The following is a 14,644-nucleotide window of genomic DNA, read 5'->3' on the forward strand; positions in this document are numbered from 1 at the left end:
GGAGGAACTTAATCATGAGTCATGAACAAATTATTGAAGCGATTAAAGAAATGTCTGTTCTTGAGCTTAACGATCTAGTTAAAGCTATTGAAGAAGAATTCGGAGTAACTGCTGCAGCACCAGTTGCAGTTGGAGGCGGCGGTGCAGCTGAAGCTGCTGAAGAGCAAACAGAATTCGACGTAGTACTTGAGAGCGCTGGAAGCTCCAAGATCAAAGTCGTTAAAGCTGTCCGCGAAATCACTGGTCTTGGACTGAAAGACGCTAAGGACCTAGTTGATAACGCTCCTGGCGCTATCAAAGAAGGCGTATCTAAAGAAGACGCTGAAGAAATCAAAGGCAAGCTAGAAGAAGCAGGCGCTTCTGTAGAAGTTAAGTAATTTCATGCTTGAGAGGTAAAGCTCGCTGTTCATCGGCGAGCTTTCTTTTTCTTATACTTTAAGTAACGGCCAAAGACAAAGGATTTCTTCATTAGAACTTGTCGATAATCCGAGTTATGTTCGAAAGTGATGATCGATCCCAAGGAAAAGCAGGTGCATGATATTGACCGAGCACTATTACTCCAATAAAACGGAAACTCAAAGCGAAGAACGGACATGGCAGTTCACCCTTAAAGGTGAAACATTTCGTTTCACCACAGATAATGCAGTTTTCTCGAAGAAGGAAGTAGATTTTGGCTCCCGTGTATTGATTGATGCTTTTCAGCCTCCGGAAGTAGAGGGGAATTTGCTGGATTTAGGTTGTGGCTATGGACCGATTGGGTTGTCTATTGCTAAAGCAAATCCGGAGAGGATAGTTTATATGGTTGATATAAACGAACGTGCGGTAGAGTTGTCACGAAAAAACGCCGCACAAAATGGCATACCAAATGTAGAGGTGAGAGCCAGTGATCGCTTAAGCGAGGTAAAAGATACCTGTTTTGCTGCCGTGTTGACCAATCCTCCTATTCGTGCCGGGAAGAAAGTGGTCCATTCTATGTTTGAAGAAGCTCACCGATCCCTGATTGCCAAAGGTGAACTTTGGGTAGTCATTCAAAAGAAACAAGGGGCACCGTCTGCCCGCAAGAAACTCGAAGAATTGTTCGGTGAGGTAGAGGTAGTAGATAAGCAGAAAAGATATTATATCTTTCGAGCTAAAAAGGTTTGACTGCCATATACGTTTGTGCTATTATTGGAAAATGCCTATATATGCACTCCTGTGTCAAGGTTTTTTTCGTGTTTTATGTATAAATTTAGTGAACGTGGTTCACAATGGTAAAATCGAAGAAATAACAGGGTGGCATACGGTTTGTTTCTATAATAGAAGAACGTTTCTTTTTTGTCTAACGTTAGAGAGAAATGAAGTTTCTTTTTTAGATCCCATCCGCATTTGCGGATGACAATATATATCAGCTTGTGGTCGACATTATCTTCCATAAGCTTGTTCGGCATGTTTGCCGGACCCTTTTTACGTAAGATTGAAAGTGGGAAGTGGAATACTCGCTATCAGCTTGATATGCTTCCGCTTTTATTATTAAAATGCTTGATTTGAGGGGTGAAGCAGTTGACAGGTCAACTAGTTCAGTATGGACGACACCGCCAACGCAGAAGTTATGCGCGCATCAGTGAAGTACTAGATTTACCTAACTTGATTGAAATTCAGACAGCTTCCTATGAGTGGTTTTTAGAGGAAGGTCTGAAAGAAATGTTCCAGGATATTTCTCCAATTGAGGATTTCACCGGTAATCTATCGCTTGAGTTTGTAGATTATAGTTTAGGTGAACCTAAATATCCTGTGGACGAATCGAAAGATAGAGACGTTACCTATAATGCTCCTTTACGTGTGAAGGTCCGCTTGTTGAATAACGAAACAGGTGAAGTGAAAGAGCAGGAAGTATTTATGGGTGACTTCCCGTTGATGACAGATACAGGTACTTTCGTCATCAATGGTGCCGAGCGTGTCATCGTATCACAGCTTGTCCGCTCACCAAGCGTGTATTTCAATAATAAAATTGATAAAAACGGTAAGAAAGGCTATACAGCCACCGTCATTCCAAACCGTGGTGCATGGTTAGAGTTTGAAACGGACGCAAAGGATGTCGTCCACGTTCGTATCGATCGTACTCGAAAGCTGCCAATTACGGTTCTTTTGCGTGCGCTGGGCTTTGGTACCGATCAAGAAATCATTGACCTTATCGGGGACAATGAATATTTGAAAAACACATTAGAAAAAGACAACACCGAGAACAGTGAAAAAGCGCTTCTTGAAATCTATGAACGTCTACGTCCGGGAGAACCACCGACTGTGGAAAATGCCAAGAGTTTACTGGTTTCCCGCTTTTTCGATCCGAAGCGTTATGACTTGGCTCGTGTTGGCCGTTATAAAATGAACAAAAAACTTCATATTAAAAACCGTTTGTTCAATCAAACGTTAGCTGAAACACTAGTAGACGAAGAAACTGGGGAAGTTTTAGCAGATAAAGGTGATAAAATTGACCGTCGTTTGTTGAACAAACTGCTTCCATACTTGGAAGGGCAGGATGAAAACACTGGCGAGGAACTCCTTGAACCGCATGATGGAGTGCTGGAAGACCAAATCAAAATCCAGTCCATCAAGATTGTTGATCCTACTGATCCAGAAGGCGAAAGAACAATCAACGTAATCGGCAACTCTAATATTGAAAAAACAGTCAAAAATATCACACCTGCTGATATCCTTGCATCAATCAGCTATTTCTTCAACTTGCTTCACCAAGTTGGGGACACCGATGATATTGACCATTTAGGTAACCGTCGTTTGCGTTCTGTCGGTGAATTGCTGCAAAACCAATTCCGTATCGGGTTGTCCCGTATGGAACGTGTGGTGCGTGAGCGTATGTCTATCCAGGACACCTCTTCCATTACACCGCAGCAATTGATCAACATCCGTCCAGTAATTGCATCAATTAAAGAGTTCTTCGGAAGCTCTCAATTGTCGCAGTTCATGGATCAGACGAACCCGCTTGCAGAATTGACACACAAGCGCCGTCTGTCTGCCTTGGGACCTGGTGGTTTGACTCGTGAACGCGCCGGATTTGAAGTTCGTGACGTACACTATTCCCACTATGGGCGTATGTGTCCGATTGAAACGCCGGAAGGACCGAATATCGGTCTGATCAACTCGCTTTCCTCTTATGCAAAAGTGAATGAGTTCGGTTTCATCGAAACTCCATACCGTCGCGTGGATCCGGATACCAACAAAGTTACGGATCAAATCGACTACTTGACTGCCGACGAAGAAGATAACTACGTGGTAGCTCAGGCGAACGCGAAACTCGAAGAGGACGGTTCATTTACAGATCCAGAAGTAATCGCCCGTTTCCGTGGTGAAAACACGGTTGTCAGCCGTGATCGTCTTGATTACATGGACGTATCACCAAAGCAGGTAGTATCTGCTGCGACGGCATGTATCCCATTCTTAGAGAATGATGACTCCAACCGTTCCCTGATGGGTGCGAACATGCAACGTCAGGCGGTACCATTGTTAAACCCGGATTCGCCTATTGTTGGTACTGGCATGGAATATGTCAACGGTAAGGACTCCGGTGCGGCTGTCATTAATCGTCATGAAGGGATTGTCGAGCGCGTGGAAGCGAAAGAAATTCACGTACGTCGCATCTCTGAAGTTGACGGCAAAGAAGTAGAAGGCGATTTGGATCGTTATCGTCTGCAAAAATTCATTCGTTCCAACCAGGGAACTTGCTATAACCAGCGTCCGATTGTTTCCAAAGGAGACCGTGTTGCCAAAGGTGAAATCCTTGCTGACGGTCCGTCGATGGATAAAGGTGAGCTGGCGCTTGGACAGAACCCTCTAGTAGCATTCATGACATGGGATGGTTACAACTATGAGGATGCCGTCATCATGAGTGAACGTCTGGTGAAAGATGATGTATACACATCTGTTCATATTGAAGAGTATGAATCAGAAGCCCGTGATACAAAGCTTGGACCAGAGGAAATCACACGCGATATCCCGAACGTCGGGGAAGAAGCGTTAAAAGACTTAGATTCCCGCGGTATCATCCGTGTCGGTGCTGAAGTCAGCGACGGCGACCTGCTGGTAGGTAAAGTTACACCTAAGGGTGTGACAGAGCTATCTGCAGAAGAACGCCTATTGCATGCAATCTTCGGTGAAAAAGCTCGAGAAGTACGTGATACTTCCTTGCGTGTACCTCACGGAGCAGGTGGAATTGTGCTGGACGTGAAGATTTTCAACCGTGAAGATGGCGATGAGCTCCCTCCTGGTGTTAACCAGCTGGTACGCGTCTATATTGTTCAGAAGCGTAAGATTTCTGAAGGGGACAAGATGGCTGGTCGACATGGTAACAAAGGTGTTATCTCTAAAATCTTGCCGGAAGAGGATATGCCATTCCTTCCAGATGGTACACCGGTAGATGTCATGTTGAACCCGCTTGGTGTACCGTCCCGTATGAACATCGGGCAGGTACTGGAATTACACTTAGGTATGGCAGCGCGTCAGCTGGGCATCAAAGTAGCTACACCGGTGTTTGACGGTGCACGAGAAGAAGATGTCTGGGAAACATTAGAAGAGGCGGGAATGCCGCGTGATGCGAAGACCATCCTTTATGATGGGCGTACCGGTGAACCGTTTGACAACCGTATCTCTGTCGGCGTGATGTATATGATCAAGCTGGCACACATGGTTGATGATAAACTCCATGCACGTTCAACTGGCCCTTACTCCCTCGTTACACAACAACCGTTGGGTGGTAAAGCGCAGTTCGGTGGACAACGTTTCGGTGAAATGGAGGTATGGGCACTGGAAGCATATGGTGCAGCATATACCCTTCAGGAAATTCTAACTGTCAAATCCGATGACGTTGTTGGCCGTGTGAAAACGTATGAAGCGATCGTCAAAGGGGAAAACGTACCTGAACCTGGTGTACCAGAATCATTTAAGGTCTTGATCAAAGAGCTGCAAAGCTTGGGTATGGATGTGAAGATTTTGGCAGGAGACGAATCAGAAATTGAAATGAGAGATATCGAAGAAGAAGAAACGAAAGCTTCTGAGAACCTGAATCTCGACCCGGAAGAATAAAAACTCTTAGCAATAGTCCTGATGTTCTAAGCTTAGGGAAACCTGGATACTAAAAGGGAGGTAGGCCCCTTGCTAGATGTAAATAATTTTGAGTATATGAAAATAGGTTTGGCATCACCGGATAAGATTCGTTCTTGGTCATTTGGTGAGGTCAAGAAACCTGAAACAATCAACTACCGTACGTTGAAGCCGGAAAAAGACGGACTGTTCTGCGAGCGCATTTTCGGACCTACAAAGGACTGGGAATGTCATTGCGGAAAGTATAAACGTGTACGCTACAAAGGTGTCGTTTGTGACCGTTGTGGTGTGGAAGTTACGAAAGCCAAAGTCCGCCGTGAGCGTATGGGGCATCTTGAACTAGCTGCCCCTGTCTCTCACATCTGGTATTTCAAAGGTATTCCAAGCCGTATGGGGCTTGTACTGGATATGTCACCGCGTGCATTAGAGGAAGTCATTTACTTTGCTGCATACATTGTGACAGACCCAGGTGAAACAGCTTTAGAGAAGAAACAGCTGTTATCTGAAAAAGAATACCGTGCTTATCGAGAAAAATATGGAAAAAACTTCGGTGCTCAAATGGGCGCGGAAGCAATCCGTAAGCTTCTTTCCGATATCAATCTTGATAAAGAAGTAGATATGCTGAAAGAAGAATTAAAAACAGCACAAGGCCAGCGACGTACACGTGCGATTAAGCGATTGGAAGTGCTGGAGGCATTCCGCCACTCAGGAAATGATCCTTCCTGGATGATTCTTGATGTGCTGCCGGTAATTCCGCCGGAACTTCGCCCGATGGTCCAATTGGATGGTGGCCGTTTCGCCACTTCTGACCTGAATGACCTTTACCGTCGTGTCATCAATCGTAACAATCGTTTGAAACGCTTGTTGGACCTTGGTGCACCAAGCATCATCGTGCAAAACGAAAAACGTATGCTTCAGGAAGCTGTCGATGCCTTGATTGATAACGGTCGTCGCGGCCGTCCTGTAACCGGACCTGGTAACCGTCCTTTGAAATCTCTTTCTCATATGCTGAAAGGGAAGCAAGGTCGTTTCCGTCAGAACCTTCTCGGTAAACGTGTCGACTATTCCGGACGTTCCGTTATCGTAGTAGGACCAAACCTGAAGATGTACCAATGCGGTCTTCCGAAAGAAATGGCACTTGAATTGTTCAAGCCATTTGTCATGAAGGAATTGGTCGAACGTGGCTTAGCTCATAATATCAAGTCAGCCAAACGTAAAATCGAACGTATCCATCCAGAAGTATGGGATGTGCTGGAAGATGTCATTAAGGAGCATCCGGTTCTGTTGAACCGTGCCCCTACATTACACCGTCTTGGTATTCAGGCGTTCGAGCCGGTATTGGTTGAGGGACGAGCGATTCGTCTGCATCCGTTAGTATGTACAGCCTATAACGCTGACTTTGACGGTGACCAGATGGCTGTTCACGTACCATTATCTGCTGAAGCCCAGGCAGAAGCGCGCATCCTGATGCTGGCAGCACAAAACATCCTTAACCCTAAGGATGGAAAACCGGTTGTTACTCCTTCACAGGATATGGTTTTGGGTAACTACTATCTGACAATGGAACGCCCGGGGGCTGTTGGCGAAGGAATGGTATTCAAAGATCTGAACGAAGCATTGATTGCTTATCAGAATGGATACGTTCATCTGCATACCAGGGTCGCTGTGTATGCTGGCTCATTAAATAATGAAACACTTACAGAAAAGCAAAACCAACAACTGCTATTGACTACTGTAGGTAAGTTGATTTTCAACGAAATGCTGCCGGCTTCATTCCCTTATATGAATGAACCGACACAAGAGAACCTGGAAATCAAGACTCCAGAGCATTACTTTGTAGAAAAAGGAACTAACATCAAGGAAGAAATCGCCGGACGTGACGAAATACTTCCGTTCAAGAAAGGTATCCTTGGTGATATCATCGCCCAAGTATTTAAACTGTTCTCCATCAGTGAGACATCTAAAATGCTTGACCGCATGAAAGACCTTGGTTTCTCTTACTCTACAAAAGCTGGTATGACAGTCGGTGTTTCCGATGTAGTCGTATTACCAGAAAAGCAGGAGATCTTAGATGAAGCTCAAGGTAAAGTAGATAAAGTATTGAAACAGTTCCGTCGTGGTTTGATTACAGAAGAAGAACGCTATGATCGCGTCATTGAAGTTTGGTCGAAAGCCAAGGATGACATTCAGGACCGCTTGATGAAATCCTTGAACCCACGTAACCCGATCTTCATGATGAGTGACTCTGGTGCGCGTGGTAACGCTTCAAACTTCACACAGCTCGCAGGTATGCGTGGTCTGATGGCCAACCCGGCTGGACGTATCATCGAGTTGCCGATCAAATCCAGTTTCCGTGAAGGTTTGACGGTACTAGAGTACTTTATTTCCACTCACGGTGCTCGTAAAGGTCTTGCCGATACAGCACTGAAGACTGCCGACTCTGGTTACTTGACGCGTCGTCTTGTAGACGTTGCTCAGGATGTCATCATCCGTGAAGATGATTGTGGAACAGATAGAGGCTTGACCGTCAGCTCGTTGACCGAAGGTACAGAGTTGATCGAACCGTTGATCGACCGTCTGATTGGACGTACAGCCTATCAGACCGTACGTCATCCGGAAACGAATGAAGTGTTGGCTTCCCGCAATGAAGTCATCTCCGAAGATGGAGCGAAAGCTATTGTGGAAGCTGGCATTGAAGAAGTGGTCATCCGCACAGCCTTCACTTGTAATACGAAACATGGTGTATGTAAGAAATGTTACGGTCGTAACCTTGCTACCGGGGACGAAGTGGAAGTTGGAGAAGCAGTGGGAATCATTGCTGCCCAGTCCATCGGTGAACCAGGCACACAGCTTACGATGCGTACATTCCACACGGGCGGGGTTGCCGGAGACGACATCACACAAGGTCTTCCGCGTATCCAGGAATTGTTTGAAGCCCGTAACCCTAAAGGGCGTGCTGTCGTTTCTGAAATCTACGGTACAGTCCAAGAGGTTAATGAAGTCAAAGAGAAACAGGAGATTGTTGTACAAGGTGATGTAGAAACTCGTACGTATACAGCTCCTTATGGCGCTCGCATGAAAGTTGCTGTTGGAGATCAAGTTGGCGCTGGTCAGGAACTTACAGAAGGTTCCGTTGACCCGAAAGAACTCTTGACTATCAGTGGCTTGGACGGCGTCCAGGAATATCTGTTGAAAGAAGTTCAGAAAGTTTACCGGATGCAAGGTGTTGAAATCGGAGATAAACACGTCGAAGTCATGGTCCGTCAAATGCTTCGCAAAATCCGTGTGCTCGACTCAGGGGATACGGAAGTATTACCTGGTTCCTTGCTGGAAATCCATCAATTCCGCGATGCAAACAAAAAGGCATTGCTGGAAGGCGGACAACCGGCAGTCGGACGCCCTGTGCTCCTTGGTATTACGAAGGCATCACTTGAAACAGATTCCTTCTTATCTGCCGCTTCCTTCCAGGAAACAACTCGTGTCCTTACAGATGCGGCAATCAAAGGTAAACGCGATGAGCTTCTCGGCTTGAAAGAGAATGTTATCATCGGTAAACTCGTCCCAGCGGGTACCGGCATGACGCGTTACCGCAAGATCCAGGCTGATAAAGAAGGGCAGAATCCCGATCAGGCTGAATTGGATCAACTGACTCAATAAATTCAAAGTTAGCAAATAACTTGGGTAAATAATCGGGAAGCGCCTTGAGAAAAAATCACCACGAATATTGTTGACATGAAAAACCGTGAGTGATAATATAATCAAGGTGCTTCCATTTATCCTTGTTACTTTGGAGGATATGCTTAAATGTCTTATGAAAAAGTAGCACAGGCTAATTCTAATATCGTTATTGGAACGAAACAGACACTGAAAGCCATGAAAAGTGGCGAAGTGGAAGAAGTCTTCGTGGCTGATGATGCTGATCAGCACGTTACAGACAAAGTAATGCGCCTGGCGAAAGAATTAAACATTCCATGCCAGCGGGTTGATTCGATGAAGAAACTCGGAGAGGCCTGTGACATTGAAGTCGGTGCAGCAACAGTGGCGATAAAGCAATAAAGTTTTGGCGGTGTTATCCGCGAAAGCTTTGTTTTTTGCCTTATTATGAACCACCTGGATGTGTGGTATTGAAAAAGTGAGGAAGGGAGGACAAAAAACATGCCTACTATTAACCAATTAGTACGTAAAGGACGTGTGAGCAAAGGACGTAAGTCTGACTCTCCTGCGTTGAACAAAGGTTACAACAGCTTCAAGAAGTCATTGACAGACCAGTCTTCTCCGCAAAAACGTGGAGTATGTACTCGTGTTGGTACTATGACACCGAAAAAGCCAAACTCTGCATTGCGTAAATATGCGCGTGTACGTTTGACTAACGGGATTGAAGTTACTGCATATATCCCTGGTATCGGCCACAACCTGCAAGAGCACAGTGTTGTTCTTATCCGTGGCGGACGTGTAAAAGACTTGCCAGGTGTGCGTTATCACATCGTTCGTGGTGCGCTTGACACTGCAGGTGTTGAAGGCCGTATGCAAGGCCGTTCCAAGTATGGAACAAAACGCCCTAAGAAATAATAGCCAGAGGGGCTTCATTATAAAAATACAACATGGAAGGAGGGGGACATATGCCACGTAAAGGACCAGTAGCTAAGCGTGATGTACTACCAGATCCGCTTTACAACTCTAAACTTGTTACTCGTTTGATCAACCAGATCATGGTTGACGGACAACGCGGTAAGGCCCAAAAAATTCTTTATAAAGCTTTCGATCTTATCCAGGAACGCAGCGGTAACGATCCGATGGAAGTTTTTGAACAAGCAATGAAAAATGTAATGCCAGTACTTGAGGTGCGTGCTCGCCGTGTAGGTGGGTCAAACTACCAGGTACCAGTTGAGGTGCGCCCAGAGCGTCGCCAGGCACTAGGATTGCGTTTCATCGTGAACTATTCCCGCTTGCGCGGTGAAAAGACGATGGAAGAACGCCTTGCTAACGAAGTATTAGATGCAGCTAACAATACAGGTGCTTCTGTCAAGAAACGCGAAGATATGCATAAGATGGCCGAAGCGAATAAAGCATTCGCTCACTATCGCTGGTAAAATCCTACCAATCACAAAACTTATATTCAGGAAGGAGAAAGATTCATGCCTAGAGAATTCTCCTTGGAGAAAACACGTAATATCGGTGTCATGGCTCACATCGACGCCGGTAAAACAACTGCTACTGAACGTATCCTTTTCTATACAGGACGTATCCACAAAATTGGGGAAACTCACGAAGGTGCATCCCAAATGGACTGGATGGAGCAGGAGCAAGAACGCGGTATCACAATCACATCCGCAGCGACAACTGCTCAATGGAAAGGTCATCGTATCAACATCATCGATACACCAGGCCACGTGGACTTCACTGTAGAAGTTGAGCGTTCCCTGCGTGTCCTAGATGGTTCTGTAGCTGTTCTTGACGCTCAATCAGGCGTTGAGCCACAAACAGAAACAGTTTGGCGCCAGGCTACCACATACGGTGTTCCTCGTATTGTCTTTGTAAACAAAATGGATAAAATCGGTGCAGACTTCATTTACTCCCTGGGCACACTTAGTGACCGTCTTGGAGCAAATGCAGCAGCAGTACAACTTCCAATCGGAGCGGAAGATGAGTTCGAAGGAATCATCGATTTAGTAACGATGGAAGCATATTATTACATGGATGACTTGGGCACACGTGCGGAAGCGCGTGAAATCCCTGACAGCCATAAAGAACAAGCGGAAGAATACCGCAGCAAGTTGATTGAAGCTGTAGCAGATTTTGATGAAGACTTAATGATGAAATTCCTCGAAGGGGAAGAAATCACTAATGATGAGTTGAAAACAGCTATCCGCCAAGCAACATTAAGCGTAGAATTCTATCCGGTCTTCTGTGGTTCTGCCTTCAAAAACAAAGGTGTTCAGTTATTGATTGATGGGGTTATCGACTATCTTCCATCTCCACTGGATGTACCTCCAATCGAAGGTCATGTACCGCAAACAGAAGAAGAGGTTGTTCGTAAAGCGGACGACAAAGAACCTTTCTCCGCTTTGGCGTTTAAGGTTGCAACAGACCCATATGTAGGTAAACTTACTTTCTTCCGTGTTTATTCCGGAACCTTGAAAGCCGGTTCTTACGTAAAGAACTCCACGAAAGATAAGCGTGAGCGTGTTGGTCGTATCCTGCAGATGCACGCAAACTCTCGTGAAGAGATCTCTGAAGTATATGCCGGAGACATCGCGGGTGCTGTAGGTCTTAAGGATACAGGTACTGGTGACACATTGTGTGACGAGAAAAGCCTTGTAATCCTTGAGTCTATGGAATTCCCTGAGCCAGTTATCTCCGTTGCGATCGAGCCTAAGTCGAAAGCAGACCAAGATAAAATGGCTGTTGCCCTTGGTAAGCTGGCAGAAGAAGATCCGACCTTTGTAACTGAGACAGATACCGAAACTGGTCAAACGATCATTAAAGGTATGGGTGAGCTTCACCTCGACATCATTGTCGACCGTCTCCGTCGCGAATTCAAGGTAGATGCCAACATCGGTGCTCCACAGGTTGCCTACCGCGAAACATTCCGCGGAAGCGCTGAAGTCGAAGGTAAATTCGTACGTCAGTCTGGTGGTCGTGGACAATACGGTCATGTTTGGGTCAAATTCGAGCCAAACGAAGAAGGCGCAGGCTTTGAATTTGAAAACAAAATCGTCGGTGGTGTCGTTCCGCGTGAATACATTCCTTCCGTAGAACAAGGTATTAAAGAATCCTTGGAAAACGGTGTACTAGCCGGATATCCGATGGTAGACATCAAAGCAACACTTTATGATGGTTCTTACCATGATGTCGACTCCAACGAAATGGCGTTTAAAGTTGCCGCTTCCATGGCACTTAAGGAAGCCAAGAATAAATGTAAACCAGTACTTCTTGAGCCATTGATGAAAGTGGAAGTTGTAATCCCTGAAGAATACATGGGAGATATCATGGGTGACGTAACATCCCGTCGTGGACGTGTAGAAGGTATGGAAGCCCGTGGTTCTGCACAAGTGGTTAAAGCATTTGTACCACTTTCTGAAATGTTCGGTTACGCAACAGCGTTGCGTTCCAACACACAAGGCCGTGGAACTTACTCCATGCACTTCGACCATTATGAAGAAGTACCAAAGAGCATTGCTGATGAAATCATCAAGAAAAATGCCGGTCAGTAATTGATTTTATTGACTAGATAAAGTATAAATTATATTGTAGGCTTAGAGGTAATTCCGTATTGCTTCTGAGCTTCCTATAAAAAAGTTAAACTATAACAATATGTTATTTATTTAAAGGAGGAACTATAAATGGGTAAAGAAAAGTTTGATCGTTCCAAGTCCCACGTCAACATTGGTACAATTGGCCACGTTGACCATGGTAAAACAACACTAACTGCTGCAATCACTACAGTACTTCACAAGAAATCTGGTTCTGGTACTGCAATGGCATATGACATGATCGACGGTGCTCCAGAAGAGCGTGAGCGTGGAATCACAATCGCAACTGCACACGTTGAGTACGAAACTGACAACCGTCACTATGCACACGTTGACTGCCCAGGCCACGCTGACTATGTTAAAAACATGATCACTGGTGCTGCACAAATGGACGGTGCTATCCTGGTTGTATCTGCAGCTGATGGCCCAATGCCACAAACTCGTGAGCACATCCTTCTTTCTCGTCAAGTAGGTGTACCTGCGATCGTAGTATTCCTAAACAAAACTGACATGGTAGACGACGAAGAGCTACTTGAACTAGTTGAGATGGAAGTTCGTGACCTATTGACTGAATACGAATTCCCTGGTGATGATGTGCCAGTAATCAAAGGTTCTGCTCTTAAAGCCCTAGAAGGCGACGATGAGTACGAAGCTAAAATCTTTGAACTAATGGATGCGGTTGATGAGTACATCCCAACTCCAGAGCGTGACACTGACAAGCCATTCATGATGCCAGTTGAGGACGTATTCTCAATCACTGGCCGTGGTACAGTTGCAACTGGCCGTGTAGAGCGTGGTCAAGTTAAAGTCGGTGACGAAATCGAAATCATCGGACTAATGCCAGAAGCTAAGAAAACAACTGTAACTGGTGTTGAAATGTTCCGTAAGCTTCTTGACTATGCAGAAGCTGGTGACAACATCGGTGCCCTTCTTCGTGGTGTATCCCGTGAAGATATCAACCGTGGACAAGTACTTGCTAAGCCAGGTTCTATCACTCCACACACGAAGTTCCGTGCTGAAGTTTATGTACTATCTAAAGAAGAAGGTGGACGTCATACTCCATTCTTCACTAACTACCGTCCACAGTTCTACTTCCGTACAACTGACGTAACTGGTGTTTGCCAGCTGCCAGAAGGAGTAGAAATGGTAATGCCTGGTGACAACGTTGAAATGACAGTTGAACTTATTTCTCCAATCGCTATCGAAGATGGAACTAAGTTCTCTATCCGTGAAGGTGGCCGTACAGTAGGCGCCGGCGTTGTTGCTGAAATCACTGAGTAATAACGACATTAACTATAGAAAGACAGCGATCTCGCATCGCTGTCTTTTTTGCATTTAGTGATGTTCGAGAAAACTCTTAAGTACTTAGGCTTTGTTAAACATCATTTCGAATGTTCCATTTAAGCTCCCTTTTCTTGAAGACTCAGTTTCGAGATAGTTTGTTTCCGTTACGGTAGTAACGGTTAGAAGGGCCGGGAAATTACTCGCTTTCCATGGGTGTACGGTGAGCTTCCTCGGGCTAAAGCCCTGCGGGATCTCACCATGTACTATCCTCACCCCTGATATCTCGAAATCAAGTCTTCGACTTTTCGGCCCTATAATTGAATAAGCATAGCGTGTCGATGACGGACTAGCCACGAATAATTGCTTTATATTTATATAGAAGAAACTCGTCACATTCTCGTTTCCAGCTTTTACTTCTATATAATTGAAACTTACTGGCGCAGGGGGTTGAAATGAGCACGAGAAGTTTGTATAATGTTTTGAGTGTTGCTTCATAGATTCATTGAATTTATGCTTGCATTCACCAACTTTCTTCTATATAATGAATAATGTTGGTCATAAAAGGCGATGAAGCGAAAGGTTGTTGGCACACCCGGCCCCTTTGCCATGGCGGATGAGTCAAGGAATTTTCGCGGAGAAAGTCTATTTAACAAAATGGGCGTAAAGGAGGGAAAATAATGGCAAAAGAGAAGATTCGTATTCGTTTAAAGGCGTATGATCATCGTATTCTAGATCAATCCGCTGAAAAAATCGTGGAAACTGCGAAGCGTTCAGGTGCTAATGTATCTGGTCCAATCCCGCTTCCGACAGAAAAAAGCATTTACACAGTTTTGCGTGCGGTGCACAAATACAAAGATGCTCGTGAGCAATTCGAAATGCGTACTCACAAACGTCTAATCGATATTGTAAATCCAACACCACAAACTGTAGATTCACTTATGCGTTTAGATCTACCATCTGGTGTGGATATCGAAATCAAACTATAATAGTATTTTTTAATTAATAGGAGGTGTAAC

10 protein-coding genes are annotated in these 14,644 nt (G+C 45.1%); all 10 read left to right on the forward strand.

What is annotated here, in order from left to right; genetic code table 11:
* The first annotated feature begins 14 nt into the window (after window positions 1–14).
* The 10 genes from rplL to rpsJ all read left to right on the forward strand — a co-directional run bounded on the left by rplL (window position 15) and on the right by rpsJ (window position 14,614).
* On the forward strand, window positions 15–377 hold the full coding sequence (rplL, locus tag FHS45_RS19095; protein WP_062438250.1) for a 50S ribosomal protein L7/L12: 363 nt from the start codon (window positions 15–17) through the stop codon (window positions 375–377).
* Between the two features lie 163 nt (window positions 378–540).
* Window positions 541–1,143, forward strand: a complete 603-nt coding sequence (locus FHS45_RS19100; protein ID WP_062438385.1) for a class I SAM-dependent methyltransferase — start codon at window positions 541–543, stop codon at window positions 1,141–1,143.
* A gap of 396 nt (window positions 1,144–1,539) precedes the next feature.
* Window positions 1,540–5,073, forward strand: coding sequence for a DNA-directed RNA polymerase subunit beta (rpoB, locus tag FHS45_RS19105; RefSeq protein ID WP_062438256.1), 3,534 nt, complete (start codon window positions 1,540–1,542; stop codon window positions 5,071–5,073).
* Window positions 5,074–5,142: 69 nt separating this feature from the next.
* A complete protein-coding gene (rpoC, locus tag FHS45_RS19110; RefSeq protein WP_062438260.1) occupies window positions 5,143–8,748 on the forward strand; it encodes a DNA-directed RNA polymerase subunit beta' in 3,606 nt (1,201 codons plus the stop codon).
* A gap of 147 nt (window positions 8,749–8,895) precedes the next feature.
* Window positions 8,896–9,147: a 50S ribosomal protein L7ae-like protein gene (locus tag FHS45_RS19115; protein ID WP_062438263.1), complete on the forward strand. Its 252-nt coding sequence runs from the start codon at window positions 8,896–8,898 to the stop codon at window positions 9,145–9,147.
* 99 nt (window positions 9,148–9,246) lie between these two features.
* Window positions 9,247–9,660, forward strand: coding sequence for a 30S ribosomal protein S12 (gene rpsL, locus FHS45_RS19120; protein WP_062438267.1), 414 nt, complete (start codon window positions 9,247–9,249; stop codon window positions 9,658–9,660).
* A gap of 50 nt (window positions 9,661–9,710) precedes the next feature.
* Entirely contained in the window at window positions 9,711–10,181 is a 471-nt protein-coding gene (gene rpsG / locus FHS45_RS19125; RefSeq protein WP_062438269.1) for a 30S ribosomal protein S7, read from the forward strand.
* 45 nt (window positions 10,182–10,226) lie between these two features.
* Window positions 10,227–12,305: an elongation factor G gene (fusA, locus tag FHS45_RS19130; RefSeq protein ID WP_062438271.1), complete on the forward strand. Its 2,079-nt coding sequence runs from the start codon at window positions 10,227–10,229 to the stop codon at window positions 12,303–12,305.
* 129 nt (window positions 12,306–12,434) lie between these two features.
* Window positions 12,435–13,625, forward strand: coding sequence for an elongation factor Tu (gene tuf, locus FHS45_RS19135; protein WP_062438274.1), 1,191 nt, complete (start codon window positions 12,435–12,437; stop codon window positions 13,623–13,625).
* Window positions 13,626–14,305: 680 nt separating this feature from the next.
* The gene (rpsJ, locus tag FHS45_RS19140; protein ID WP_062438276.1) at window positions 14,306–14,614 is read left to right on the forward strand and encodes a 30S ribosomal protein S10; all 309 of its coding nucleotides are present in this window, start codon (window positions 14,306–14,308) and stop codon (window positions 14,612–14,614) included.
* Window positions 14,615–14,644 lie beyond the last annotated feature (30 nt).

It is taken from the genome of Thalassobacillus devorans, from assembly GCF_011761345.1.
In the GTDB taxonomy this organism is placed as follows: Bacteria; Bacillota; Bacilli; order Bacillales; family Halobacillaceae; genus Thalassobacillus; species Thalassobacillus devorans.